The sequence below is a fragment of the Ochrobactrum sp. AP1BH01-1 genome (assembly GCF_018066705.1).
Classification (GTDB): domain Bacteria; phylum Pseudomonadota; class Alphaproteobacteria; order Rhizobiales; family Rhizobiaceae; genus Brucella.
Map to the genome: position 1 here is coordinate 653,125 of NZ_JAGPOU010000002.1, position 25,246 is coordinate 678,370.

The window sequence follows — 25,246 nt, forward strand, 5'->3', positions numbered from 1 at the left end:
CAATGCCGAATGGCCCGCGCCGCGCTAGGGCTTGGAGTACGAGACCTAGCTAAGTTGGCTGGAGTGTCCCCCGATACAATTGCTCGTCTTGAGCGCGGCGAAAAATTGAAAGACGAAACAGTATTGGCTATCGGAACTGCACTCGAACGCGCCGGTATAATATTTGTTGCCGAGAATGGCGAAGGCCCCGGCGTACGATTAAAGAAAAGGCCCTAAATCGGATGCTTCCCAAAAGCCCAGGCTCAATTTCATCAATTGACCCGACTATTCTAGTCAACATCGTAAGTAATGACACCACTGCACTTCTTTCAGGATTAGGGGGTGCAGTGCTCGGTGCATTCATATCAGCGGGATTTTCGTGGTATCTTCATAGGTCAACTGTCAACCGTGACATTGCGAAAGAAGAGAAAAGCAAAAGAACAGCGGAAAAAACAAGCGCTTTGAGTGCCCTTGTACGCTTACAGAGCGCTTCAAATTTGTGTCTTGACTTGAGAAACCGTGTGGCAGATTCGTTAACTCAAGCTGAGAACGACGGCTATTCCGATCTCGCTACATGGCAAAAAATTACACCTATAACGGGACTCCCGCCCGCATTACCGCCATTTCAAACAGATGAGTTAAGCCTTTTATTCGCAGCGAAAAGACCGGATGTCGCCAACGAATTGATAAGATTCCATTCGCGGATAATATCAATGACGGATGCAATCAAAACATACAATCAGTTAAGGAGCCAAATTAAAGAAATGATGCCAGCTAAAATGAATGGTTTGGTTGGTATAACAGAACTCACCATGGACGATTTTAAAAGGGTGGCTCCTTTTGCGGCAGAATGCCAAGACCTTGCATTGCAAATCACAGAATTTCTAATCGAAGATAGCGAAATGGCAATTTCAATATCGGGTGAACTAGCATTATGCCTTAACAGTTATTTTAAGGACACCTCATTTAGCACAACTTTTGACCGGGAAAAACTCCGGAGAAGCTCAATTCTGACGGATGAGCTTCAGAAGGCGAAGAAACAGTCTAGCTTGGGGTTCGAGATCATTTCAGGTGGATGGCCACCGCGGTTATATCCTGATATTTCTGTGACATGACGCACAAATTCAATCCTCCATCAATTCGAGCAAACAGGCGGGCATGGCTTCCGGCTCGAACCGGCCCGCTATCTGGAGCGCCATAGCCAGCGCCACAAGGCCGTCAATGCGCCCTGTCGCCTTGCTCTTGTCGAGCTTGCGGGAGCCTGCCGGATCGCGTGTCACAACGCCATTGGCCGCACACATGTTCAGCACCGGGTTACTGCCATGGCGCAAAAGCTTTTCGGCAACATGGCGTTCCAGCGTATCGACGGCTGGCGACATATCCTTGAAACCTTGGCCGAACGGCTCAAGCGGCACGTCGCCGCCGAACAGGCCAAGCTCACGCTTTAAATCCTCAATGCGCCAGCGGTCATAGGCGACGGCCTGCACGGCATATTTCTGTGTCGCCTGCATGATGTATTGCGCAACAAAACTGGGATCGATCGTTGAACCGGGAATGAGCGTTATAAAGCCCTGACGCGCCCAAAGATCATACGGAACGCGATCCTCATTCGAACGCTCAACAATGTTCGCCTCCGGCATGAAAAACTGACACAGAACATCAAAGCTGCGATCATCGGACGGAAACGCCAGCACAAAGGCAGTCAGGTCGCGGGAGCCGGACAAATCAAGCCCGCCATAGCATTCGCGGCCTTCCAGCGCCTTGAGGTCAGGCACTTCCCTGCAGCGGTCCCATTCGGCTTTGTGGATGAACCGCGAGACGGCGGAAACACGCTGATTGAGGATCAGGTTTCGAAAGGCGCTTTCCTTCGACGGCACAAGCCGCGCCTGCGCCGCCTGACGCTGCACGTCATCGAGCGAGCGGAAGTCACCAAGTGCTGGATTGGCCGCAAGCCATGCCTCGCGGCTCCATGGATCCGCATCCTGCGGCGCAGCATAGAGCGTCAGATGAAAGCTTGGATCCTCAATATCGCCTGCCTGGACTTTCTGGCCGTAGTCGATCAGTTCCGAGAATACATGATGATCGGCGGCGGCTTGCGTCGAAATACAGACCATAAGCGGGTTGTCACGCGCCCCGGTCGCCGTGTCGAGCGCATCAAACAGATCACGGTTCGGCGCGCTGCCAAGTTCGTCATAGACGACGAATGATGGCGAGAGGCCCATTTTCGAGCCAGCGTCCGCCGACAAGGCGGCATAGATCGAGCCAGCGCCGTCACCGAACAGGACTTCAATTTGCTTGTTGAAACGGATGATATTTGCCCGATCATCCAATTCCGGGTGCGCTTGCAGGATAGCAACCATTTCCTGAAACAGCTTCGCCGCCTGATCGCGGGTCAGCGCCGCCGAATAGACTTCGCCACGCGGTTCGGCTTCCGGTCCCATCAGGTGACAGAGCGCCAAGCCAGCCGCAAGCTGCGTTTTGCCGTTCTTGCGCGCCATCGACAGAACCGCCGTACGCACCGGCCTATGGCCTTCCCCGTCTTCTGCGTACACATCTTCGATAAAATCCCGCTGCCATGGGCGAAGCTGCATTTTTGTCCCGGCCAGCTTGCCCGCCGTGATCGGCAAATCTTCCAGAAAGGCGATGACGCGGCCAGCGCGGGTCAGCCCCGGTTCTTCCCATGGCTTGACCGGACGTTCGTCGAGCTTGCCACGCTCTGAAAGAGGCTTCGCGCCTATGCCTCTGATCGCCATTACGCAAACCCCAAATCATCATCTGGATCAATAACTTGACCCTGTGAAACTAAGTATTTTCCGATGCCCCCAACGGTCCTTGCCCCCGTTGGTTCTGGTGATTGAATGCCCCCTCCCGTATGCCAACCGTCTGCTGGATCGACTGGATTGCCGTTCAGATCGATTCCTTTCACGCGTCGAGCGAAAGGCTTTGGCGTCCCGCGATCAAAGGCCGAGGTCTTTTCGTTGTGGCATCGTGCGCACATCGACATGAGACCGCTCAATGCCGGGAATGGATCGCCGCCGCTGGCTATCGCCACGATGTGGTCAACCGTGTTGCGCAATCTGCCCGCGTGCCTCGCATGGCTCGCATAGTGGTTTCTCGCGCAGCTTCGCAGAGCGCAGGCGCTGCCATGCAGCGGTATTGTACGGCCAGTCAGCCATGTCACACAGCCTTTGCAGTGATCGTCATCACGTTTGCACTTCCTGCCTGTCGCGCAGCGAGTGCTGCCATGAATGCATCGAGCATACGGGGGCCACCCCTTGGGAAAGCCATGGCCTTGGCATCGCGTGGGAACGGCCAGCCCCGACGCTCAAACTCGCGCCGCCAATCAGCCCATAGGGCGCTACCCGCCGTGACAGGCTCCATCTCCAGAGCCATCTTGCCGACGCCGGGGGCAAGCGCCGAGGGATCAAGCACAGTCGGACGTTCGAACAGTCGATTGAGGTCAGGCCAGCCGTGTTTAGCCTGATGGTCGAGGATCATGTCAGACCGCTTCTCAACCTCGATCAGCTTGCGCATCAGAGCGCTTCCCGGTCGCGGCAGTGGTCCCGGACCTTTCGAAAGCCCATCGAATACGATCAGCGACCAGCCAGCCTTGAACGGCTCGAATGCCGGGTCCTTTGCTCGCGGCTCGCTCGAAGATTTATTCGAAGATTTCTTCAAAGAGGTTTGTAGGACATTGGTGTCCGGTTTTACGGTTTCCAAATGTCCAGTTTTAGGGACACAAATGTCCGGTTTTCCGTCAATAACTGGACTCTCATGTCTAGTTTTATCAGGTCGTGAAACAGAGCTTTCAACAGCATTGGCTACCGCGACCGGCTTGATTTTGGCGTGATACTGCAAAGTGCGGGAGCGTCCACGGCCTTCGGTCGTTTCGATGTGCTTACGCTCGCGAAGCCGCGAGATAGCACGATAGACGGTTTTGACCGTCACGCCCGTTTCGCTTGCGAGAAGCTCATAGGACGGCCAAGCGTTCAGAATGCCAACATCATTGAAGCGCTTGCGATTGAAATAGCGACTGAGGCGGAAAGCTATATCCCGCACGGCAATCGTCAGGTCCTTATCGTCATATACCTGATCGAGCCACATCATGCGGCAGCGGGTGAAATCGTCACTCATGGCGATCACCACGCGCCAGAGCGTTACCCAGTTTAACCGCTTCGATAGCCTCCAGCGCTGTCAAGGGGAAACGCTCGCGAATGAATGGGATCAACGCGCCGTCACACTCATGGCGGTGAGTGGCAAGCCATAGAGCGGAAACTTGAACGAGATTTGGCGAAGCTAATGCTTTACAATTGTCCGATTTGTTCCGGCATTGTTCATGGTTTTCTTGCGTTTCGCTGGAAAACGTTTTCTCTTTTATTTCAATTGGTAAAGTGGGCTTCCTTGGAAGCCTCCACTTCCCTTTTCCAACAGATTACGCAGCCGCAGCTTCCGTATCGAGTTCGTTTGCCTTGCGCGACAGAACAACTTGCGTCAGCACGAAAGCGATTAGCGCACAACCGGCAATCCCGCCGACCATCGGCAGCGCCGTTCCATCAAAGAACGAACCGGTCACGCCAATTGCCACGCCGCCGATCACGAAATGCAGCGTCCCCATCAGTGCGGAAGCAGTTCCTGCAATTTCACCGTGATCCTCGAGAGCCAGAACCGCCGTTGTCGGGATGACGAGGCCGAGGAAGCCATATCCGACGAACAGGAACCCCGCGATCAGCCAAAGCGACTGGTGCCCCATGAGCGCGGCGGCGAACATGGCGAGCATTGCCGCGGCGAATCCGGAAACCGCGAATCGCATGACCCGACGCAGCCCGAAGCGCGATCCCAGCCAGCCGTTCAGCTGCGAAACACCGAAGAACGATACGGCATTGGCCGAAAAGGCGATGGCGTATTGTGTCGGCGTCAAGCCGTAATGGTCGATAAGCACGAAGGACGAATTGGCAAGGTACACGAAGAAGGACGCAATCCCGAAGCCGCCGACAAAAACCAGCCCGAGGAAGTATCGATCTTTCAGCAGCCGGCCATACCCGCGCAGAGCGCTACCCAGATTGCTTTCAAGCCGGGCTTCTGCGGTTCGCGTCTCCTTCTGCGCAGTCGCCACTAGGACGATACCGATAGCAGCCGCAACCAGAACGGCCCAGAAGACGCCGCGCCAGCCGAAGAAACTGATAATGACGGAGCCCGTCAAGGGAGCCAGAATCGGCGAAATGGAGAAAACGAGCATCAGGAGCGACATGAGGCGCGCAGCCTCGATACCCGTGTGAAGATCACGCACGACAGCACGTGGAATAACCATGCCTGCTGCCGCCCCTAGCCCCTGAACAAAGCGGAAAAGCACGAGCACATCTATATCGGTCGCAACGGCGGAACCGACGCTGCCGATACCGAACAGCACCAGACCGCCATAGAGCGGAAGTTTACGCCCGACCATGTCGGACAGCGGCCCGCAGAAAAGCTGCGCGACCGCGAGAGCAATGAAAAAGGCCAGAAGGCTCATCTGCACGGCGCCTGTTTCCGCACGCAGATCGGCGGCAATGGTGGGCAAAGCGGGCAGATACATATCGATCGCAAATGGGCCAATGGCGGAAAGAAGGCCAAGAACAATGGCATTGCGCACAAGACTGGAAGCCATGGGGGACGCGCTTTCATCAATGTTTCGTGAGATTCCCGCACCGATTTCGGATCTCCGGTTTTGCTTGGGAGGATGGCGCCATCGGGCTCGCAAAATCGGCACAGGACAGATAAATAGTTGTATTCGCTTTGAGTTTTCGTGTTCTCTTGATGAAGACGACCTGTTTTCGGTTGTGGCCGACGCTCGAAAACTCTATGGCGAAAGGCATTCTATACGGATGGTCAAAACAGATTTGACACTGATGTCAAATTAGACACCATTGTCCAAAACGTCAAGCTATCTTATGTTGGAGTTATGAAACCTACTGACATAATCGACATGGCCGTCCTGCCCGAGAAGCGCGCCGTATCCGAAAAGGGCCTGAATTCTGCGGCGGTAAAGCCCGGACAATGCATGAAGCGTGACTTCATCTTGTGTTCTGCAGCGCGCGTTTTCAATCGCGACGGGTTTCAGGGTGCGAGCATCGACCTCATTGCCAGCGAAGCGGGCGTCTCACGCCAGACCATCTATAATCATTACCGCGACAAGGAAGCACTGCTTGCCGCCGTGGTCGAAGACGCGCTTGCGCGCATGAATGCGAGCCTGTTCGCGGTTCTGGCTACCTTTCCCCAGACCGGCGACAATCTGGAAAATGATCTGGTGGCATTCTCCATTCGCATGAGCAGGAACTGCATCTACGATTCTTCAGGCGCGTTTTTGCGCAAGATAATGCAGGCCAATGAGACCAACCTGCCGCTTGCCGCCAGTATTTGCAATACGAAAGGCCCGGCACAGGCTATCCCTGCCATAGCCGCGCGTCTGGCCCGCCTTGCGATGGATGGTCATCTTCACGTTGACGACCCCGATCTGGCCGCGCGCCATTTCATGGCACTGATCAACGCCGACACCCACTATCATATGCTGACCGGCCATTGCATAGATGATGCAATAATCGAGAAAAGTGCCGTGAATGGGGTGCGCACCTTCCTGCTGGCCTTTGGACGTCGATAGAGTCGCAGCGCTCTATGGCGTTCAAAAATTGCACAGCTTGAGCCCAGACACATAGCCCTGTTACATTTTCAGGTCATATATCATCGTATCCTGCGAGAACGAACTTGACATCGGCCTCCGAATCCGTGGGATAAGCAAACCATGGTACAGGACCTAATCCGTTACGATATTCTAGCTCAGGAAGCCCTACGCGGCGTAATTCGCAAGGTTCTTGCGGAAGTGGCCAAGGCCGGCTTGCCAGGTAACCACCATTTCTTCATCACGTTCCTGACCGGAGCGCCCGGTGTGCGAATTTCCTCGCGCCTGAAAGAGAAATATCCCGAGCAGATGACGATCGTTTTACAACATCAGTTCTGGGACATGCATGTAACTGACCAGCTTTTCGAAGTTGGCCTGTCCTTCGGCGATATCCCGGAAAAGCTGACTGTTCCGTTTTCAGCGGTTCGTGGTTTCTATGACCCTTCGGTCAATTTCGAACTCGAATTCGATGTCGCTGTCAGCCAGCCCGAAAGCGACAATGACGAAGGTGGCAATGTCGCCCCTATCGAGATCGCCTCGACGGAAGCGCCTGTCGAGAAGGCGGAGAAGCCCAAGACCAAATCACGCAAATCTGCAGCAGAAAAAGAAAACACTGCACCCAAAGATGGCAATGCAGATGACGCCGATAAGGACGCCAAACCTTCGGCCGATGTTGTTTCGCTGGATGCATTCCGGAAGAAGTAGTTCTGCACAAATCATCCAGTCAGCAGCTTATGACGTTTGCTGATTGGACATTTCGTTTTTGCTGTTGATTGCAATCAATGGTGAAAAACCGAATGACACTTTATACTTCGTCCTGACGGCAACCAATTCAGGATTGAATTCGATGATTCGTGCAATCGCTCAGGCGGTGTTGTGGGTAAGCGGTCTCGTCGCAGCCTTCTTTGTGGCGAAGGACGAACCTAATTTCCCTCTTCTGCAAATGACGGTCGGGCTGATACTCCTGATTCTGGTTTCTTTGGCCATCTGGTGGTTCACCAATCCGAAAAACACGCAGAAATAGCACAGTCCTGTTACGCACTTGCAGGACCTGCCCGAAACGCGGTAATTTTCGGAAACCTTCAACGTTTCCGTATGGTTCCATGAGCGATATTGTCAACCTTCGGCAGTTCAAAAAACAGAAAGCCCGCGCTGAGAAAGAACAGCAGGCTGACCGTAATCGCGTTCTTTTCGGTCGAACGAAATCTGAAAAGAGGTTCGCGCAGGCAGAGACGACAAAAGCGCAGCGTTTTCTGGACCAGAACCGCCTCGAGAAGAACGACAAGCCGGACGAAAAAAAGTGACCGTATCGGGCCGGCTACGCAAACATTCCGTCAGTATCCGCGGGCACGCGACCAGCTATACGCTTGAAGATGCATTCTTTGAATTGATTGAGGAAATCGCCGCCGCACGGGAACTTTCCGTGGCAGCCTTGATTGCTGAAATCGACAGCAGACGGGACAGGTCGATTAATCTGTCTTCGGCACTCAGGCTGCATGTCCTGAACTGGCTTAAATCCAGAACCGGCATGAAAACAGAAGCTTGAAGCGGGTCGGGTGAATACACGCTTTAAGGCTGGATTGCCGGGACAGCAGGCACCTCTTCCAGACTTTTCAGGAATTCGTTGAGGGATTGTCCGCCGTCTGGCGATGCAAGGGGAGCATTCGTCCCTCCCGTCGGCGCGGCTTGCGGCTTCTGCGCCTCAAGCTGTTGCGCCTCCTCGGCAGCTTTCCGGGCAACCTCACGTGCCTTGGCGTCAGCACGGCGCCTCGCCTCTTCCTCACGCTGCGAACGGTCGCGTTCTGCTCCTTCCGCCTCAAAAAGCCCAAGCTGGCGGCGAAGACGCTGCTTCTCCATGAGGCTCGCCTGCATGGATTCTACACGCTCCTGTTCGCGCTCGAGAGCACGCTGGGTAAGGAACTGGATCAAGGGCTGCTTATCGAATATCGCCTCTGGGGCGCCGTAGGTGCCGCTCACAGAAAACGCCACCTGCGGAGAGATGCCAGTATCGGCACTATCATCACTCTGGAACGTCAGGGTGCCGTTTCCGCCGATCCCGAGCGTAGACAGATCGAATTGCAGATCACCGAGAAGGGTTGCATTCCCATCATTCAGATTGGCCGCGGCCATACGGGCCACACCGCCGCTGATCGTAAAGTCAAACCGCGCGTTACCCGGTGCGAATGTGCCCTGCCCGGTGGCTTTATCGGCAATACCAACAAACTGCCTGGAAGCGAGCTTATCCGGCCCCGAGGACTGATCGCCGGTCGCATCGGCGGCCGCGATCATAGCGGGCAGTGCCGTCCCATCCAGACCATTGAGGGTGAAATTCTCTATGTCGAAACTTGCCGTTCCGGCCAGCGAACTGATCAGGGCCGCAACACTCTCGCCACTGCCGTTCAGATTGACAGCAGCTTTCACCCCGCCGCCCATCGGAACAACACCGTTCTCCAGCTGGTAAAAATCCTTTAGATCTGCGCCGCTCCACTTAAGTTCCGTGGAGAGGAGAGCATTCTTGCCGCTGTTGCTCAGGGAAACGTTACCGACCAGATAACCACCTGCCCAATTGCCGGTCAATTCGTTCATCTGGAGGCCATCGACGGTCTTCAGCAGCCGCGTGGAAAACTCTGTAGCGGTCCCGAACCCGTCCATGTGGGCCTGCGCGACATTGAGTTTTACATCCAGCAATAGCGGCAGCGACGGTCGAACAGCGAATGCGCCACGCGGCCAGATCGTCTTTGCGGTGGGCTTTGCCGGCTCGAACGCATCTTGCCCAAGCATGATCGCTGCGAGACTGTCGACCTCAAGCGTCGCGAGCTTTGCTTCACCCTTGAGCTGTGGCAGTCCGCTATCTGCAAAATTGGCTTCCAGTCGCGCCGAAACCTCTTCTCCGTCCAGCTTCCCTGCCAGATTGGGAAACCGTAAGATACCTTTTGCAAATTGGAAGTCGCTGGCTAGGTCTGCTGAAAGCCCCTCGCCAAATCCGGGCAATGCGAAACCCGCAGTAGCGATGAACGGCTGCAGATCGGCAGACTTCAACTGAGCCTTGCCACTGGCTGCGATATCTCCGCCAACCAGCGAAATCACTCCGTCAGCCGTCGCTGACCCATCAGGTGCCGTAAGCTTGAGAAGTGTCCGCATACCTGCGCTCGGCGCGCCCTGCATACTCAGATCGGCGGTTAGCTCGCCAGCAAGTCCCAGCGGCAGAGTGGGCAGACCAATCAGCGCAAGCACCGCTTCGCCTTGTTCCGATGTGGCGGTACCGTTCAATTGCATTTGCAACGGCTCGCTCTCACCTTCGCCACCGCTCGCCGTTCCAGACAAATCCAGTTTCATTCCGCCCGCTTTGCCAGTAACGCTGAATGAAAATTCGCCAACACCGGGAGGATTTTTGGTTTTCACTTCGGCTGGGCGGTCGCTCTTGCCCTTGGAGGCCGGACTTTTTGCCGGCGCCTTGCCAGCTGCCGGCACGGCAGGAGAAACTGCGTTGGCGATGAGATTGATCTCGCTTTCTTCAAACAGCCCCGGGAAATTGGCTGCGCGCATCGAAAGCGCATGGAACAGCGGCAACTGTGGATAGCGATTGGCCATCAGCGAAAGGAACCGTGAAAGGTCAGCCGACAGAATAGTCGCATCGAGCGAACCGGACGGCGTATTGGCAAAAGGCTCGTAAGTGCCGGTTGCGGTCAGCGTCGTCCCCGCCACGTCGCCTACCAGCAGTCGATCGAAATCGAAGCGTCCGTCATGCAGCCTGAGCGCCATATCGACATTGCCGGCCTCCATGTCCTGATAACGGACAGGCCCCGCCTTGAACGCCAGGTTCAGCGACTGACCGTCAAGCAGACCGAGGCCGTCGCCGCTGGAGAAAAATCCGGTAAAGGCTTGCAGGGCTTCGCTTTCCACCACCCCGCCATTGAGGGCGAGCGTTATTGCGGGCTGCGCCAGCCCCTTCACTTCGCGAACGAAAGAGCCTTTGAGCGTCGTTTTCCCCAACGCGATTTCGAGATTATCGATCCGCTGCATCCCGTCGCGAAGCTCGACCTGACCCGAGAATCCTGCACCGTCGAGCTTGCGTACGGAATCATCCACGGTCTCGTTGAGCCAGCTAGCGAGCCCCGATGGCTGGCGCGAGGCAACCAGCATATCGCCCCTGAAACCGAAATCCTTTCCAACCGAAAGCGTACCCTTGGCTTCCACCTTGGTTCGCCCGGGAAGATCGGCAGCGAACTGACGAATATTCCAGTTGTTTCCATCGGGCTCCGCACTCACCGTGACCGAGCGTATCGTCGTGCCGCCAGCAATAACTGCAGGCAGGCGCAGATCCACATTGCCGGGTATGGACGGGATAGGCAACTGTTCTAGAACACGGCGCGCTATCGCCATACGATCCGCAACCGGCATGGCGGAACCGGATTGTTCTTCGCTGGAGGCTTCATTCGGCCCCCAGAAAAGCTGCTGCCCGTCGGCACTGACCTCGAAGCGAGGCTTGTCGCCATAATCGATGAACGCCTTCCCGTTCACGACATAAGGATTGTCGGCAGGCCCCTGCTCCATCCGGAATTCACTGGCATCAAAGCGACTGCGATCCGCCTTGAACTTTCCGGTTACACGCACGCCACTGAAAAAGGGCGTTTCCGTCGGTGCCTTCTGGTCTTTGCCTGCTTTCGCAATTACATCGGAAGAGCGGAGCGAAAAGTCACCGGCATAATCGAGCCGGCCTTCAGTCACGGTCACATCGCCATCCGTCTCGAAAGTAGCCGGGATTGCCTCCGGTGAGATTCGAGCCCGAACGCGCAGCGATCCATCCGGCTTCGCTTCACCACTTGTCAGGTCGACTGCAAGCCTTTCTCCCCGCAAGACGAGGCTTCCGTTTGCCTGCCACGGCCCCGCCAAACTGTTTGCAGAAATCACAGCATTGAGTTCGGTTGCCGTGTGACTGCGACCGCTTGCCTCTTCGCGAAGGATGATCGTTCCATCTTTGACGGAAAGCCGTTCCAGTTTGATTTTCGCCGGATCAAGCGGCGTTGACGGACGGATCGCCCAATCCACCTTGCCATCCCTGTCGAGCGAAATCGTCGCGCGCGGACGGTCCACACGCATGTCGAAAATCAGAAGCTGGCCGCGCAGGAACGGCATCAGTTCGGCATCCATCGAAAACGTATCGACAGTAATTACAGGATGAGCCGCATCAGCCCCCACACGCACATCGGAAAACGCGACCGAAGGAAAAGGCAAAAGCCGCGCACTGACATCACCGGCGACCTTGACGGGACGTCCCAGAACACGGCTGGCCTCGCGCTCGAAATCGGCGCGATAGCCGCTCCAGTCAACAAAAGGCGGCACGACAAGTGCTGCCGTCAACAGCAGCACGAGAAGCCCGCCGACGATGACGAATATGCGGCCCAAAAACCAGCTCCGGTCAAACAGATTGCAAGTTAGCGCGAAACAAAGAGTGAATCACGCTGTCTTTATCTGCGCAACATAACGGCATCGATCCGGCGACAACAAGGCAAATTGCATCGCAGCCACGCCGATATGCACGCCTGCCTGAATCAAACTTTCCGAAAACCAGTCCAAACGGCTGATTTGAATCACGAAATCAGGATTTTACCCGGATTCATGATATTGTCGGGATCGAGCGCCTTCTTGATAGCGCGCATATAATCCGTCGCTTCACCCAGCTCCATGGCAAGATACTTCATCTTGCCCTGCCCGATGCCGTGTTCGCCAGTGCAGGTTCCCTCCATGGCAATGGCGCGCTTGGCCAGCCGATCCATGAAAGCTTCGGCACGCTGCATTTCGCTCTCATCGTCCGTATCCAGAAGCAGAAGAAGATGGAAATTTCCATCACCCACATGCCCGACAATCGGAGCAATCAGGCCTGTTTCGGCAAGGTCCTTTTCCGTCTCGCCGATGCAATCGGCCAGTCGCGAAATCGGCACGCAGACATCGGTCGAAACGCCTTTGCAGCCGGGCCTCAGAAGGAAGGACGCAAGATAGGCGTCATGCCGTGCGCGCCACAGCCGGTCACGTTCCTCGGCATCGTGGGTCCATCGGAAATCGCCGCCCCCATTGCCCGCAGCAATCTCTCCAAACAATTCCGCCTGTTCGGCAACGCCGCTTTCCGTGCCGTGGAACTCGACGAACAGATAGGGCTGCGCCTCGTAAGGCAGCTTGGAATGCAGGATCAGCGCCTGCATCTGAAGCGTATTCACAAGCTCGATACGCGCAACGGGAATGCCCATCTGGATGGTTTCGATCACTGTGCGGCACGCCGAGTCCACATCTGGAAAAGGACAAATGCCGCCGGAGATCGCCTGCGGAATCCCCTGCAGTTTCAATGTCAGTTCGGTAATGATGCCAAGTGTTCCCTCGGCTCCGACAAGCAGCCTCGTGAGATCGTAACCCGCAGCTGTTTTCTTCACCCGTTTGGAAGTCTCGATCAAGCGGCCATCCGGCATCACTGCCTTCAATGCCAGAACATTCTCGCGCATGGTCCCGTAGCGCACCGCATTCGTGCCGGAGGCGCGGGTGGAAGCCATGCCGCCCAGCGTTGCATTGGCACCGGGATCAATCGGAAAGAACAGCCCCGTGTCGCGCAGATATTCGTTCAGTTCCCGGCGCGTAACGCCCGGCTCCACCACGCAATCGAGATCTTCCGCATGCACGGCAATCACCCTGTTCATGCGTGTGAGATCCAGTGACACACCGCCCGCAGGAGCGTTAACCTGTCCTTCAAGCGATGAACCGGCACCGAAGGCGATAACCGGCACACGATGTTCGGCGCAGATGCGGACAACATCCTGCACTTCGTGCGCAGTCTCCGCAAAGATGACGATGTCTGGCGCTTGCGTCGGCACATAGGTCGTCGTGTGGCCGTGCTGTTCGCGGATAGCCTGACCGGTTTGAGCACGCTCGCCGAAACGCTGCTTGAGGATTCCCACTGCTGCTGCAATACCGTTCTCATTGCGTGCCAGCGCGACAACATTTTCAAGCGACATCGTTCATTCTCCGAAACTGATACTCAAACGGCAGGCAGAGCCAGTGCAAGCGGGTCTTGTCCAAGGTGTCCGGCAACTGCCCGGATCACGAGATTATGGTCGTCGCGCTGCGGCAACCCTGATACAATAACGGCGCCGATCACGCCTGCCCCGGCGACGCGGATCGGAAATCCACCGCCTGCGAGGGCGTAATCTTCCACATTCAATGCTTTATGGGGAGCAAACATGCGATCATCTCGATTCTGCTCCAGAACAAGACGATAGGTCGAAGCGTGAAAGCGGCGCACGACATTGAACTTGCGGCGCAACCATTCCTGATTGTCCACAGTGCTTCCTGCAGTCGTCGCATAAAATAACTGCCGGTCCCACAGGGAGATTTCCGTGGCAATACCGAGCTTTTCCTTCACGGCGATATCGCGAATGCGTGCGCCCAGTGCAAATGCGCCGTTCTCGTCAAATGACGGAAAAATAAGCGCCTGTTCCTGTCGGATGATCTGCGCAATCGTTTGCCTGGTGTCTTCGCCCTGTGCCATTTTCTGCATTTCCCCAATGAACTGCACGAAATCTGTGCGTCCCTTGTGCGCCTTCGATCACGTGATTGCAATAAGGCTTCTCAGCCATCAAACTTGATTGATCGGATGCAATCCACTAGTGGAGCCTTATGGTTCAGAACCCCAATATAGATGTGCCTTTGAAAGGCGATCAGATACCGGAATTTGTGGAAACCGCCGTGTTCAAGCGCGACGTGTTCTCGGAAACCCACGCCGGCTATTTCGTGAACGATCCAGACACCCGCATCATCCGTCGCGTGGTGAGCGCCGCTCCCTGGTGGTCGAAACCGCTGGCCTGGATATTGGCGCGCCGCGAAATCCGCGGCCTCAAGACGGTGCGCGGCATTGAAGGCGTCCCGCAACTCCTCGCCACTGACAAGGATGGGCTTTATCGATCCTGGACAGAGGGAACGCCGCTGCACCTTGCGCGCCCTTCCGATCCGAAATGGTATCGCACTGCGCACCGCATCCTGCGTGACATGCGCCGTCTTGGCGTCACCCACAACGATCTCGCCAAGCCGCAAAACTGGCTGATGACGCCCGAAGGTGAGGCAGCGGTCATTGATTTCCAGCTTGCAAGCGTCCATCGCCGTCGCGGTGCCCTCTATCGCCTGATGGCTTATGAAGACTTCCGCCATCTTCTCAAGCAGAAGCGCGCCTTCGCAAAGGACCGGATGACGCCGACGGAAAAACGCATTCTGGCGCGCCGGTCGCTGCCGTCGCGTATCTGGCTGGCGACAGGCAAGAAAGTCTACAATTTCATCACCCGTGGCATTTTCAGCTGGTCGGACGGTGAAGGCACTGGTGACCGGATCGACAATGAGGGTCCTGCAATTCAGGCGGCGCTCAAATCCGATCCGCGTGTGACCGACGTGGCGCTTGCGCTTTATTCGCTCCCAGCCAAGGGCGTCGGCATCTATGCTTTCGTGGAAACGTTAAGCGCCGATGAAAAAAGCCTGCGCGCAAGGCTCAAAGGGCAGAAGGTCGAACTGATTCAACCCGTTGCCCACCTGCCGAGGCGAGCCGACGGGACCATCCGCGACGACATTTTGCGGCTGATCGCCATGAACCAGATGACGGAACTCGATGATCTTCTGCAACGCGAACCCCAACTGCGCGGGCTTGTCGAAGCGCTGGCCTCGCATCGCCTGAATTTCACGGATCGTCGTGTTACTCATTTAGAGTAAACGAATATTTTAACCCTTTCGCTGGTCTTTCAGCCACGAATCATTACATTCGGGTCAAATGTCCGATTTTCCCGACGATATGCCGTTTTTCGGCGATGACGACGCTCCGGCAGGCCGCACGCCTGCTCCCGGTGGCATTGCCGCACGTGCCATGGCAGCACGCAATCAGCAGCGCGGCGAGCCCGATTATCTGAAAGGGCTCAATCCGGAACAGCGCCAGGCTGTTCTGACGACCGAGGGGCCTGTTCTTGTGCTTGCGGGGGCGGGCACGGGCAAGACGCGCGTACTGACAACGCGTATCGCGCATATTCTGACCACCGGTCTTGCCTATCCAAGCCAGATTCTCGCCGTGACCTTCACCAACAAGGCCGCACGCGAAATGAAGGAGCGCATCGGCCATCTGGTCGGTGGTGCAGTCGAAGGGATGCCATGGCTTGGCACGTTCCACTCGATCGGCGTCAAGCTTTTGCGTCGTCATGCGGAGCTCGCAAATCTGACATCGGATTTCACGATTCTCGATACTGATGACGTGATCCGCCTCATCAAGCAGCTCATCCAGGCTGAAGGCCTTGATGACAAGCGCTGGCCTGCCCGAACCTTCGCCAACATGATCGACGGCTGGAAGAACAAGGGATTCGGGCCATCCGATATTCCCGAAGGCGATGCACGCTCATTCGGCAACGGTCGCGGACGCGAGCTTTATCAGGCCTATCAGGAGCGCCTGCGCACATTGAACGCCTGCGATTTCGGCGATCTTCTGCTGCATCCGATCCGCATTTTCCGCAATCATCCCGATATCCTGCGCGAATATCACGCGAAATTCCGCTATATTCTGGTGGACGAATATCAGGATACGAACACGGCGCAATATCTCTGGCTGCGTCTGCTGGCACAAAGACCGCGGCCCAGAAACACCGCACCTGATACCACCCAGGGCGGAAATGCGCCCATACAGCCCGCTAGGGCGTCCGAGCGAGGCCCCCGGGGAGCCGGTGAGCACAGCGAACTCGGCGTGACCGAGAAAAATGCAGCACAAGTTAACTTGTGCTGCGTCGGCGACGACGACCAGTCGATCTATGGCTGGCGCGGCGCGGAAGTGGATAATATCCTTCGCTTCGAGAAGGATTTTCCCGGCGCAGTCGTCATCAAGCTTGAACGCAATTACCGCTCCACGGCACATATCCTCGGTGCAGCCGCCCACCTGATCGCTCACAATGAGGGTCGCCTTGGCAAAACGCTTTTTACCGAAGCGCCCAATCCCGACGATCCTCGCGTAAAAGTTCATGCGGCATGGGATTCGGAAGAAGAAGCACGCGCAGTCGGTGAAGCCATCGAACAGGCGCAGCGTCAGGGGCACCTTCTCAACAACATGGCGATCCTCGTTCGCGCCTCTTTCCAGATGCGTGAGTTCGAAGACCGTTTCGTCACGCTTGGCCTCAATTACCGCGTCATTGGCGGACCGCGCTTCTATGAGCGCCTCGAAATCCGCGACGCGATGGCCTATTTGCGCGTGGTCGCGCAACCGGCCGACGATCTGGCGCTGGAGCGCATCATCAACACGCCGAAGCGTGGTCTGGGCGAAGCCGCCATCCGGCAGGTGCATGACTATGCCCGCGCACGCGATATTTCCATGTTCGCGGCGGCCTGCGATCTCATTGAAACCGAGGAATTGAAGCCGAAGCCGCGCTCTGCTCTCCGCGAAGTGGTCGAAAATTTCCTGCGCTGGCAGTCCCTGATCGACAACACGCCGCATACGGAATTGGCCGAAACCATTCTCGATGAATCCGGCTACACAGCCATGTGGCAGAACGACAAGTCTGCCGAAGCCCCCGGACGGCTTGAAAACCTCAAGGAACTCATCCGTTCCATGGAGGAGTATGAAAGCCTGCGTGGTTTCCTGGAACATGTCGCCCTTGTCATGGATGCCGAGCAGAACGAGGACCTGGATGCCGTCAACATTATGACGTTGCATTCGGCCAAAGGCCTTGAATTCGAGACGGTATTCCTTCCGGGCTGGGAAGAAGGCTTGTTTCCGCACCAGCGCGCGCTTGATGAAGGCGGACGTTCCGGCCTTGAGGAAGAACGCCGCCTCGCCTATGTCGGCGTGACGCGCGCCAAGAAGAACCTGCATATCTGGTTCGTATCCAACCGGCGCATCCACGGCATGTGGCAATCGACCATTCCCTCCCGTTTTCTGGAGGAACTGCCGGAGGCGCATGTGGAAGTAGCCGAACTGGAAGGCAATTACGGCGGTTATGGCGGTGGCTATGGACAGTCCCGCTTCGACAAGGCCGATCCGTTCCAGAACTCCTATTCGACGCCCGGCTGGCAGCGTGCGCAGCAAAACCGCTCGGAAGCCACACGGAACAACTGGGGCTCACGCTCCGGTAGCCGCGTCGAGCGCATCGGCTATGGCGAAACCGATTCCGGGTTCGGTGCCGGGCGGGGTTCCGTGAAGGGACGCACAATAGACGGTGAACTGGTAGCCAAATCAGTGGCCGACCAGCCATCGGCCTTCAAACCTGGCGACCGCGTGTTTCATATCAAATTCGGCAACGGCACGGTTTCGGTTATCGATGGCAACAAGCTGACCATCGATTTCGACAAGGCCGGACAAAAACGTGTTCTCGATAGTTTCGTCCAGCCGATCTGAATTATAGCCAATGAAGAAGCCGGATGGCGTTACGGTTGCAAATTCGTCAGGCCGTGGCGAAAAGAGTGATTTTTGAGTACCGGAGCGGAGCGTACTTAAAGGTACGTGAGCACCGGAACGCAGACAAATCGCTCTTTGCAGCCCGGCATCACGAAGAATGCAACTGTAATGTTTATTCCGGCTTGCCTTTAGTCCACGTAACATCGCCCTTGTAAAGCGGCACGGTTGAAAGCGAGGTCTTCGCAGAACCGTCCTGAACCTGCGTCGCGTGGGCAAGATAAAGCAGCGTATTGTTCATCTTGTCGTAAATGCGCGTGATGACAAGTTTCTTCCAGATCAGACTGGTGCGTTCGGAGAAAACCCGCTCTCCGCCCTTGCCCAGATCAATGTCACCGATCGTGATCGGCCCCGTCTGCTCGCATGAGATGGAAGCATTGGACGGGTCCTCAAACCAATTGCCCTTTTGCAACCGATCGATCATGCCACGTGAAAACGATGCCAGATGACAGGTCACACCCTGCACTTTTGGGTCCTGCACCGCGTCGATGACGATATCGTTTCCAAGCCAGTCAACACCGACCTTGCCGACTTCCTCCGCAGGAGCCGCCGACGCAGCAACGACCATCAGTGGAGCAAGCAACAAACCGGCAAAACGCTTCAGTCCAACCATATCTTCCAGCCTCCAGAACTGTTGTGATGCGAAGGTGGGTGAACAATTGCGGCTTTGCAAGGGCCGGATTTAGCCGCTCCACTTTTCAAGAAATGCCTCGATTTCGAGCGTCTGAATGTCCGGCACCGCTTCATAAAGTTTTTCCACCGGCCAGTCCCACCATTCGAGTTCCAGTAGTTGGTCTATGACAGCATTATCGAAACGTTTGCGGATGAAACGGGCAGGAACACCACCGATCACGTGATAAGGCGGCACATTCTTCGTCACCACCGCATTCGCACCAATCACAGCACCATGGCCGACCTGCACGCCCGGCGTGATGACCGCGCCGTGGCCGATCCATACATCATTGCCGATGACCACGCGCCGCTCCTGACGCCTTGCCCGGAATTCTCCATCGACGCCCAGATAACGAAAATACTCATTTGGCCGGTAGCTGACCTTATGCGTCGTCAGACGCTCCATCGGATGTTCTAGCGCATTGATGCGCACATTCGCGGCAATGGAACAGAACTTGCCAATCTCGGCATAGATTCCTTCGCCGTTCCGCTCGAAATAGGTGAAATCGCCTACCGTGACTTCACGCAGAATCACGCGTTCTCCAATATCGGCATACCGCCCCAGCTTGACGGATTTCAGCTGGGCTGTGGAATGAATGCGGGGTTCGCTGTTCTGGAAACGAAGATCATCTGGCGACGTCATGAAAATTCACCTCAAGCATTCCCGCAACACCGCCAGACTCGCAAACCCGGCCTATGCCGCGTCTTGCGCGCTGTCTTCGCTGCTGGAAAGATAAGCCTTGATAACATTCGGTAGAACATCGTCAAACTTTGCAATCAGCATCTGGTGAATTTGGGCGCGAAACGCAGGATCGAAACGCTCAAATCCCTGCACGCAGCCGAACGGCGCCGAGCCGGACCTGATCGCCTCCAATTCTTCCGCCCAGCGCTTCGGCTGAACAAAATCCAGATAGGCCAATTCTCTCGCCGGGCGAACAGGAGCTTTGTGCCGTGAAATCTCCAGGTGATTGGCGAGAGCAACCGTATTGAACTGTTCGATATCGCGATAACGGAAACTGACCTGCCTGTTCAAAACATCCGGGCGTTCCGCGAAAAAAGTTGCCAGAGTGCTACGCCGCAACGGATGCGGATGATGATGGATGGACATGAAACGATCCTTCATGCCAGCGGCAACGGCACCTTTCCATTGCGCCATACGGAATTTCGGAAACGTATATTCGTACCGCGTTATCCTGCCCAGCAAACGGCGCAACTTGTACTTCCAGCGAGTGTTTTCGGGCCGCACCCAATCACCATGCAGAACAGGACGGTCGTTCTCATAAAGCTCGGAAATTGTCAGCGGAGCATTCACGAAGAAATCATCGTTGGAATAGATAAAGTGTTCCGAGAGGCCAGGTATCCGCCACATAGCACCTTCGATAGCGCGGGCGTTGAACGAAGGACGGGCCGCAGGCAGGCCGTCGAAAATCTCGTCATGCGACACAATCTGGATAAAAGACGCGTCGCATTTGCCTTCACGCGCGAACGCATCAAGAAAACGCGGCTTCTGATGATCGGTGATGATGAAAATACGCTTGATGAACGGCGCGAATTTGATGACGGAAGCGATGTTGTAATAAATCTCGCCATTATCGAGATAACGTTCACTGGTGACGGCCTCAAAATGCGTACGCCCGGATTCCGGTGCGAATTTTTTTCTGGCGGCTGCATGGGCCGGGTCCTGCCCGTCGACCCAGGCGATTACGTAATCGACTTCCAATAGTGTTCTCACAAGGTTTGCAGTTTTATGACAGAAATATATCAGCTCACCTGCCCAGTGCAAAAAGAAAGAACGAATAAGTCGTTCAACTTTGCTCACGGAGACGGCACCGGTTCTGTAAAGCTGCGACCGATCAATTCCGCCCACGCGACAAATAGTCAAAAATTTCAGAAATTATTGAAAATTGAACGAATGACCGTACACTGCCGCCAGTTCTTCAGGGCAGCAGGATGCGGCTATATCGACGGTTCTGCAATGCATAGAGAAAAGATAGGTTGTTGAGCAGCGCAACAAGGCGCATTTCGGAAATTCAAGGCTGACTGGACATGAAAAAATTCCTGCCGATCTTCATCATCGCCTTCATCGTCGTCATTGTCGGCGCTGCGGGACTCAATCTTTTGCGCGACAAGCAGGCGGCGAAAGAACCGTTCGGCGGTCCGCTCAACCTAGTAACCATGGACGGACAGCCTTTCTCCGAGAACGACCTGCGCGCCGCGCCAGCGGCCATCTTCTTCGGCTTCACTCACTGCCCTGACGTCTGCCCCACCACACTTTATGAACTGGACGGCTGGCTGAAGCAGCTTGGACCTGAAGGTAGTGCCATCAAGGCCTATTTCATCACCGTCGACCCGGAACGTGACACACAGGAAGTCATGAAAACCTATGTCGGCAATGTTTCTGATCGCATCATCGGCGTGACCGGCACGCCGCAGAATATCGCCGATGTGGTCAAGTCATATCACGTCTATGCCAAGAAGGTGCCGGGCGAAGACGGCGAATATACGATGGATCATACCGCATCCGTATTCCTGCTCGACAAGGGCGGTCGCTTCCGCAGCACCATCGCCTATCAGGAAAACCCGGATACGGCTCTGGAAAAGTTGAAGAATCTGGCCAAAGGCGCGACAAACGGCTAAGTAAGGGCTCCCGAGCATTTCCATGGGAAATGCATCAAAGATAGAGAGCTTTTTACTTCATGGCCCAGTCACGACTTTTCTTTTCGGCGGATAAGGCGGAAGCCGAGCGCGTCTACAATGTTCTCGAACAGGCTTTCGAGGAAGACGGCTTCCCGATCGCTATCACCGAGATCGATGAAGACCGGCAGATTTTTGAGGTATCGGTCTATGTCGAGGACGATGCCGAAGTGGTCGCTGGGCGGATCGATGAACTGGTGGGGCCGGGCCTTTTCGCCGTCGAAGAACTGCCGGACATCGATTGGGTCACGCATTCCCTCGAGGGCCTGAAACCGGTCAGAGCCGGGCGTTTCTTCGTCCATGGTTCGCACGACCGCGACAAGATCGAAGCCGGCGACATCCCCATCGAAATCGACGCGGGCCTTGCCTTCGGCACCGGCCACCACGGAACGACTGCAGGATGCCTCGAACTGATCGAGGAAACCGTCACCAGCGAACATCCGACGAATGCGCTCGATCTTGGCACCGGCAGTGCCGTTCTCGCCATCGCCATCGCGAAGCTCGCTCCCATTCCGGTATTGGCTACCGATATCGATCCTGTTGCCGTTACGGTGGCCGCTGAAAATGCTGCCAAGAATGGCGTGGCAGAGCATATCATCACGGCAACGGCGGAAGGCTTTGGCCACGCGATATTCCGTTCGTATTCGCCGTTCGACCTGATCGTGGCCAACATTCTGGCCAATCCGCTTATCGAGCTTGCACCTTCCCTGAAAGAACATCTGGCTCCAGGAGGCTCCATCATTCTTTCCGGAATACTCGACAGCCAGCACGATGCAGTGCTCGCTGCCTATCAGGCACAGGGCTTAACCCATCAGAAGACGCTGCATCGCGAAGGTTGGGTGGCGATTCACCTGAAATAACAGGTTCCTACAACCACGACGTATCCCTGTTTTGAGCGAGTTAACTCATGGCTTTTCAGAATTTCGACGTCACCACAAATCCGGCCAACGGTGCCCCACGCGTTGCAAAGCTGCGCGCGAAGATGGCCGAACTCGGCCTTGACGGCTTTCTGGTTCCTCGCGCCGACGAGCATCAGGGCGAATATGTGCCGCCCCATGCGCAACGTCTCGCATGGCTGACCGGCTTCACCGGATCAGCCGGTGCCGCGCTTATACTCAAGAACAGCGCTTATGTTTTCGTGGATGGTCGCTACGAGTTGCAGGTCCGTGCCCAGACCGACCCAAAGGTCTTTTCCTATGAAAGTCTCGTCACCAACCCGCCTGCGTCCTGGCTGGCGGAAAACGGCAAAGGCCTGACTATCGGCTTCGATCCCTGGCTGCACACCATTTCGGAAGCCCGCGCTTTGCGCGAAGCGCTCGAAAGTCAGGGCGGTCAGCTCGTTCCGGTCGAAATCAATCTTGTCGACGCCATTTGGGACGACCAGCCCGAAGTGCCGGCGGCGGAAGTGACGATCCAGCCAGCCCGTTTCGCAGGCTATGAAGCGGCGGACAAAATCAGGGATATGCAGGCAGCCGTTGCCGCAAGCGGGGTCAGCGCGACTGTCCTCACCGATCCGTCCTCGGTGGCGTGGGTCTTCAACATCCGCGGCAAGGACGTTTCCAACACGCCGCTTCCACTAAGCTTTGCCATCATTCCTGCGCAGGGTGAGCCAGAGCTTTTTATTGATGAGCGCAAGCTTGCCATCGAACCGCGCGCTTACCTGACCCAGCTTGCCAAGCTCGCAGCGCCTGCCGATCTGGAAGGGCATCTCAGTGCTCGCGCAGCCAAAGGCGAAGCGATCCTTCTCGATCCCCTTCTCGCGGCCGAAAAACTTCGCCTCATTGTCGCCAGTTCAGGCGGAGGCGTGATCGAAGGCAAGGACCCGGCCCGCATTCCACGCGCCATCAAGAACAAGGCAGAACTCGACGGCTCACGCGCTGCTCATGAGCGCGACGGCGTGGCGATGGTCAATTTCCTCTCATGGATCGATGCCCAGAAGCCCGGCACTATCGATGAAATCAGTGCGGCAAAGAAACTTGAGGAATCGCGTGCCGAAGCCGGGCGAGACTTCCAGATGCCGCTTGAGGATATTTCTTTCGATACGATTTCCGGCGCAGGCCCGAACGGGGCGATCATCCATTATCGCGTCAACACCGATACCAACAGAACGCTTGAAGACGGCGAACTCTATCTGGTCGATTCCGGCGCACAATATCGCGACGGCACCACCGACATCACCCGCACCGTACCCATCGGCAAGGTAACGCCTGAGACGATCAAGGCATTCACGCTCGTACTGAAAGGCGTGATCGCCATTACGACCGCCCGCTTCCCGAAAGGCACGCGCGGACAGGATATTGACGTTCTGGCCCGCATCGCACTGTGGAAGCATGGTTTCGACTATGCACACGGAACCGGCCATGGCGTCGGTTCCTACCTGTCGGTCCATGAAGGCCCACAGAGCATTTCCAAGAAGGGCGCGCAGGAATTGCTGCCGGGCATGATTCTTTCCAATGAGCCTGGCTATTACAAGCCCGGCTCATTCGGCATCCGCATCGAAAACCTAATCATCGTCACCGAACCGGAAGTGCCGGAAGGCGGTGATATTCCGATGATGGGCTTCGAGACGCTGACCTTCTGCCCGATCGACCGACGCTTGATCGACAAGTCGCTTTTCACGCAGGAAGAGATCGACTGGCTGAACAACTACCATGCCCGCGTGCGTGAGAAACTGTCAGGCCACCTCAAGGACGCTGAACGCAAATGGCTCGAAGCGGCGACCGCTCCGCTTTGATAATGCCTTCAGACAGTGAAATGGCGTAGCGCGATCAAAAGCGCTACGCCCGCAAAGAACATTGTCATCAGGTTGAGCCGCAGCGAAAGCAGGATACAGACCGCGAGCACGAGCAGCTCCCGCCAGCCATGATCCGAAGCGGGCGCGGCGACAATGGCCGTCAGAACAGCCGCCGGTACGGCATTGAGTGCCGCTTCCACCCGATAATGCACCCGGCTGAAGCGTGACAGCACCAGATGTCCGCCAATGCGGGTCAGATAAGTGCAGAGCGCACCTGCCAGAATGATCCAGATCGTTGTGGACATTTACGCCTCCCCTTCGCGTGGCTTGGCGATAATGGCCGCAAGCGCAATGCCGCCCAGCGCACCCAGAGAAACATGCCACGGAGAGCCCACGAACTTATAGGCCGCGACTGCCGAAATCGCGCTGACGATGACTACCGGCAGCCAGTTCTCCCGATGGCGGAAGCTCATCACCATGCCAAGAAAATAGATAGGCAATAGAAAATCGATGCCAAAAGCATAGGGATCGGTAATCAGATTGCCGAAAAGCCCGCCGATCAGCGCTTCCAGAACCCAGGTCAGGTAGAATGTGAGCCCGATCGCCATATACCAGACGAAGGTGACGGGTTTACCAGCTTCCGCCCGCTGTTCCACTTCCGCATACTGGATGTCCACCAGAACGAAAAAGGCGAGTGCCTTTTGCCATAGCTTGAAATGACGGATGCGCCGACCCGTGGTCGCCGAATAGAGCACGTGCCGGAAATTGACTGCGAAGATCGACATGACGATCATCCATGGCGCAATGTTCTGGCCGAAAAGGTCGAGCCCGACCATCTGGCTCGCACCAGCATAGATGACGGAACTCATGAACACCGCTTCGGCGAGCGACAATCCGTTATCGACAGCAAGCGCACCGAACAGCAGACCGAAAGGCGCTCCGGCAACCACAAGCGGAAGTCCGCGCCGGACACCGTCAATAATATCGGCGCGCGCTGAAGCCCTTCCGGGCCGAAAAGTCTGATTCACGAATACTCACTCCTCCGAATGAAGAGTAGTTATGAAAT

Annotated in this window: 25 protein-coding genes; 13 read left to right on the top strand and 12 right to left on the bottom strand. The window is 56.2% G+C overall.

The window, feature by feature from the left end; all coding sequences use genetic code 11:
- Positions 1 to 9: 9 nt before the first annotated feature.
- Positions 10 to 216: a helix-turn-helix domain-containing protein gene (locus J9800_RS08535; RefSeq protein WP_114216849.1), complete on the top strand. Its 207-nt coding sequence runs from the start codon at positions 10 to 12 to the stop codon at positions 214 to 216.
- Between the two features lie 5 nt (positions 217 to 221).
- Positions 222 to 1,094, top strand: coding sequence for a hypothetical protein (locus J9800_RS08540; RefSeq protein WP_153527231.1), 873 nt, complete (start codon positions 222 to 224; stop codon positions 1,092 to 1,094).
- Between the two features lie 9 nt (positions 1,095 to 1,103).
- Here J9800_RS08540 and J9800_RS08545 read toward each other — a convergent pair whose 3' ends face one another.
- The 4 genes from J9800_RS08545 to J9800_RS08560 form a co-directional block, all read right to left on the bottom strand.
- Positions 1,104 to 2,732: a terminase large subunit gene (locus tag J9800_RS08545; RefSeq protein ID WP_114216793.1), complete on the bottom strand. Its 1,629-nt coding sequence runs from the start codon at positions 2,730 to 2,732 to the stop codon at positions 1,104 to 1,106.
- Positions 2,732 to 3,055, bottom strand: a complete 324-nt coding sequence (locus J9800_RS08550; RefSeq protein ID WP_205315972.1) for an HNH endonuclease — start codon at positions 3,053 to 3,055, stop codon at positions 2,732 to 2,734. The genes J9800_RS08545 and J9800_RS08550 overlap by 1 nt, the downstream gene beginning before the upstream one ends.
- 101 nt (positions 3,056 to 3,156) lie before the next feature.
- Positions 3,157 to 4,113 carry a helix-turn-helix domain-containing protein gene (locus J9800_RS08555; protein WP_210845694.1) on the bottom strand — a complete coding sequence of 319 codons (957 nt, stop codon included), beginning with the start codon at positions 4,111 to 4,113 and terminating at the stop codon, positions 3,157 to 3,159.
- Positions 4,114 to 4,411: 298 nt separating this feature from the next.
- Positions 4,412 to 5,623 carry a multidrug effflux MFS transporter gene (locus J9800_RS08560; RefSeq protein WP_112592535.1) on the bottom strand — a complete coding sequence of 404 codons (1,212 nt, stop codon included), beginning with the start codon at positions 5,621 to 5,623 and terminating at the stop codon, positions 4,412 to 4,414.
- Between the two features lie 294 nt (positions 5,624 to 5,917).
- On the opposite strand from J9800_RS08560, the gene J9800_RS08565 reads away from it, so the two are divergent.
- The 5 genes from J9800_RS08565 (at position 5,918) to J9800_RS08585 (ending at position 8,177) form a co-directional block, all read left to right on the top strand.
- A complete protein-coding gene (locus J9800_RS08565; RefSeq protein ID WP_112592537.1) occupies positions 5,918 to 6,613 on the top strand; it encodes a TetR/AcrR family transcriptional regulator in 696 nt (231 codons plus the stop codon).
- Positions 6,614 to 6,754: 141 nt separating this feature from the next.
- Positions 6,755 to 7,336: an SspB family protein gene (locus J9800_RS08570; RefSeq protein ID WP_114216795.1), complete on the top strand. Its 582-nt coding sequence runs from the start codon at positions 6,755 to 6,757 to the stop codon at positions 7,334 to 7,336.
- A 58-nt stretch (positions 7,337 to 7,394) separates the two neighbouring features.
- Entirely contained in the window at positions 7,395 to 7,655 is a 261-nt protein-coding gene (locus J9800_RS08575) for a hypothetical protein (RefSeq protein ID WP_162758803.1), read from the top strand.
- Positions 7,656 to 7,734: 79 nt separating this feature from the next.
- Complete coding sequence (locus J9800_RS08580; RefSeq protein WP_114216796.1) at positions 7,735 to 7,935, top strand: DUF4169 family protein; 201 nt, start codon at positions 7,735 to 7,737, stop codon at positions 7,933 to 7,935.
- Positions 7,932 to 8,177, top strand: coding sequence for a ribbon-helix-helix domain-containing protein (locus J9800_RS08585; RefSeq protein WP_112592544.1), 246 nt, complete (start codon positions 7,932 to 7,934; stop codon positions 8,175 to 8,177). The genes J9800_RS08580 and J9800_RS08585 overlap by 4 nt, the downstream gene beginning before the upstream one ends.
- 23 nt (positions 8,178 to 8,200) lie before the next feature.
- Here J9800_RS08585 and J9800_RS08590 read toward each other — a convergent pair whose 3' ends face one another.
- From J9800_RS08590 to J9800_RS08600, 3 genes are all read right to left on the bottom strand, one after another.
- On the bottom strand, positions 8,201 to 12,037 hold the full coding sequence (locus J9800_RS08590; RefSeq protein WP_114216797.1) for an AsmA family protein: 3,837 nt from the start codon (positions 12,035 to 12,037) through the stop codon (positions 8,201 to 8,203).
- 185 nt (positions 12,038 to 12,222) lie between these two features.
- Complete coding sequence (locus tag J9800_RS08595) at positions 12,223 to 13,632, bottom strand: FAD-binding oxidoreductase (RefSeq protein WP_114216798.1); 1,410 nt, start codon at positions 13,630 to 13,632, stop codon at positions 12,223 to 12,225.
- A gap of 23 nt (positions 13,633 to 13,655) precedes the next feature.
- Positions 13,656 to 14,165, bottom strand: coding sequence for a heme-degrading domain-containing protein (locus J9800_RS08600; protein WP_114216799.1), 510 nt, complete (start codon positions 14,163 to 14,165; stop codon positions 13,656 to 13,658).
- A gap of 128 nt (positions 14,166 to 14,293) precedes the next feature.
- Here J9800_RS08600 and J9800_RS08605 point away from each other — a divergent pair, with 128 nt between their 5' ends.
- Together J9800_RS08605 and J9800_RS08610 are read left to right on the top strand one after the other, a co-directional pair.
- On the top strand, positions 14,294 to 15,370 hold the full coding sequence (locus tag J9800_RS08605) for a serine/threonine protein kinase (RefSeq protein WP_112592550.1): 1,077 nt from the start codon (positions 14,294 to 14,296) through the stop codon (positions 15,368 to 15,370).
- A gap of 58 nt (positions 15,371 to 15,428) precedes the next feature.
- Positions 15,429 to 18,023, top strand: a complete 2,595-nt coding sequence (locus tag J9800_RS08610; protein ID WP_114216800.1) for an ATP-dependent helicase — start codon at positions 15,429 to 15,431, stop codon at positions 18,021 to 18,023.
- Between the two features lie 172 nt (positions 18,024 to 18,195).
- Here the strand turns inward: J9800_RS08610 and J9800_RS08615 are convergent, their stop codons facing one another.
- The 3 genes from J9800_RS08615 to J9800_RS08625 all read right to left on the bottom strand — a co-directional run bounded on the left by J9800_RS08615 (position 18,196) and on the right by J9800_RS08625 (position 20,472).
- On the bottom strand, positions 18,196 to 18,693 hold the full coding sequence (locus J9800_RS08615) for a CreA family protein (protein WP_114216801.1): 498 nt from the start codon (positions 18,691 to 18,693) through the stop codon (positions 18,196 to 18,198).
- Between the two features lie 69 nt (positions 18,694 to 18,762).
- Positions 18,763 to 19,395, bottom strand: coding sequence for a DapH/DapD/GlmU-related protein (locus J9800_RS08620; RefSeq protein WP_114216802.1), 633 nt, complete (start codon positions 19,393 to 19,395; stop codon positions 18,763 to 18,765).
- Between the two features lie 51 nt (positions 19,396 to 19,446).
- On the bottom strand, positions 19,447 to 20,472 hold the full coding sequence (locus J9800_RS08625; RefSeq protein WP_114216803.1) for a stealth family protein: 1,026 nt from the start codon (positions 20,470 to 20,472) through the stop codon (positions 19,447 to 19,449).
- Positions 20,473 to 20,499: 27 nt separating this feature from the next.
- On the opposite strand from J9800_RS08625, the gene J9800_RS08630 reads away from it, so the two are divergent.
- Genes J9800_RS08630 through J9800_RS08645 form a run of 4 tightly spaced genes read left to right on the top strand, consistent with a single transcriptional unit; the run spans position 20,500 to position 24,180 of the window.
- Positions 20,500 to 20,754: a hypothetical protein gene (locus J9800_RS08630; RefSeq protein ID WP_162792698.1), complete on the top strand. Its 255-nt coding sequence runs from the start codon at positions 20,500 to 20,502 to the stop codon at positions 20,752 to 20,754.
- A 44-nt stretch (positions 20,755 to 20,798) separates the two neighbouring features.
- A complete protein-coding gene (locus tag J9800_RS08635) occupies positions 20,799 to 21,389 on the top strand; it encodes an SCO family protein (RefSeq protein WP_114216804.1) in 591 nt (196 codons plus the stop codon).
- A gap of 59 nt (positions 21,390 to 21,448) precedes the next feature.
- Entirely contained in the window at positions 21,449 to 22,306 is an 858-nt protein-coding gene (locus J9800_RS08640; protein WP_114216805.1) for a 50S ribosomal protein L11 methyltransferase, read from the top strand.
- Positions 22,307 to 22,353: 47 nt separating this feature from the next.
- Entirely contained in the window at positions 22,354 to 24,180 is a 1,827-nt protein-coding gene (locus J9800_RS08645; RefSeq protein WP_114216806.1) for an aminopeptidase P family protein, read from the top strand.
- Positions 24,181 to 24,188: 8 nt separating this feature from the next.
- Here J9800_RS08645 and J9800_RS08650 read toward each other — a convergent pair whose 3' ends face one another.
- Positions 24,189 to 24,485, bottom strand: coding sequence for an AzlD family protein (locus tag J9800_RS08650; RefSeq protein WP_114216807.1), 297 nt, complete (start codon positions 24,483 to 24,485; stop codon positions 24,189 to 24,191).
- Complete coding sequence (locus J9800_RS08655) at positions 24,486 to 25,208, bottom strand: AzlC family ABC transporter permease (protein ID WP_114216808.1); 723 nt, start codon at positions 25,206 to 25,208, stop codon at positions 24,486 to 24,488.
- Positions 25,209 to 25,246 lie beyond the last annotated feature (38 nt).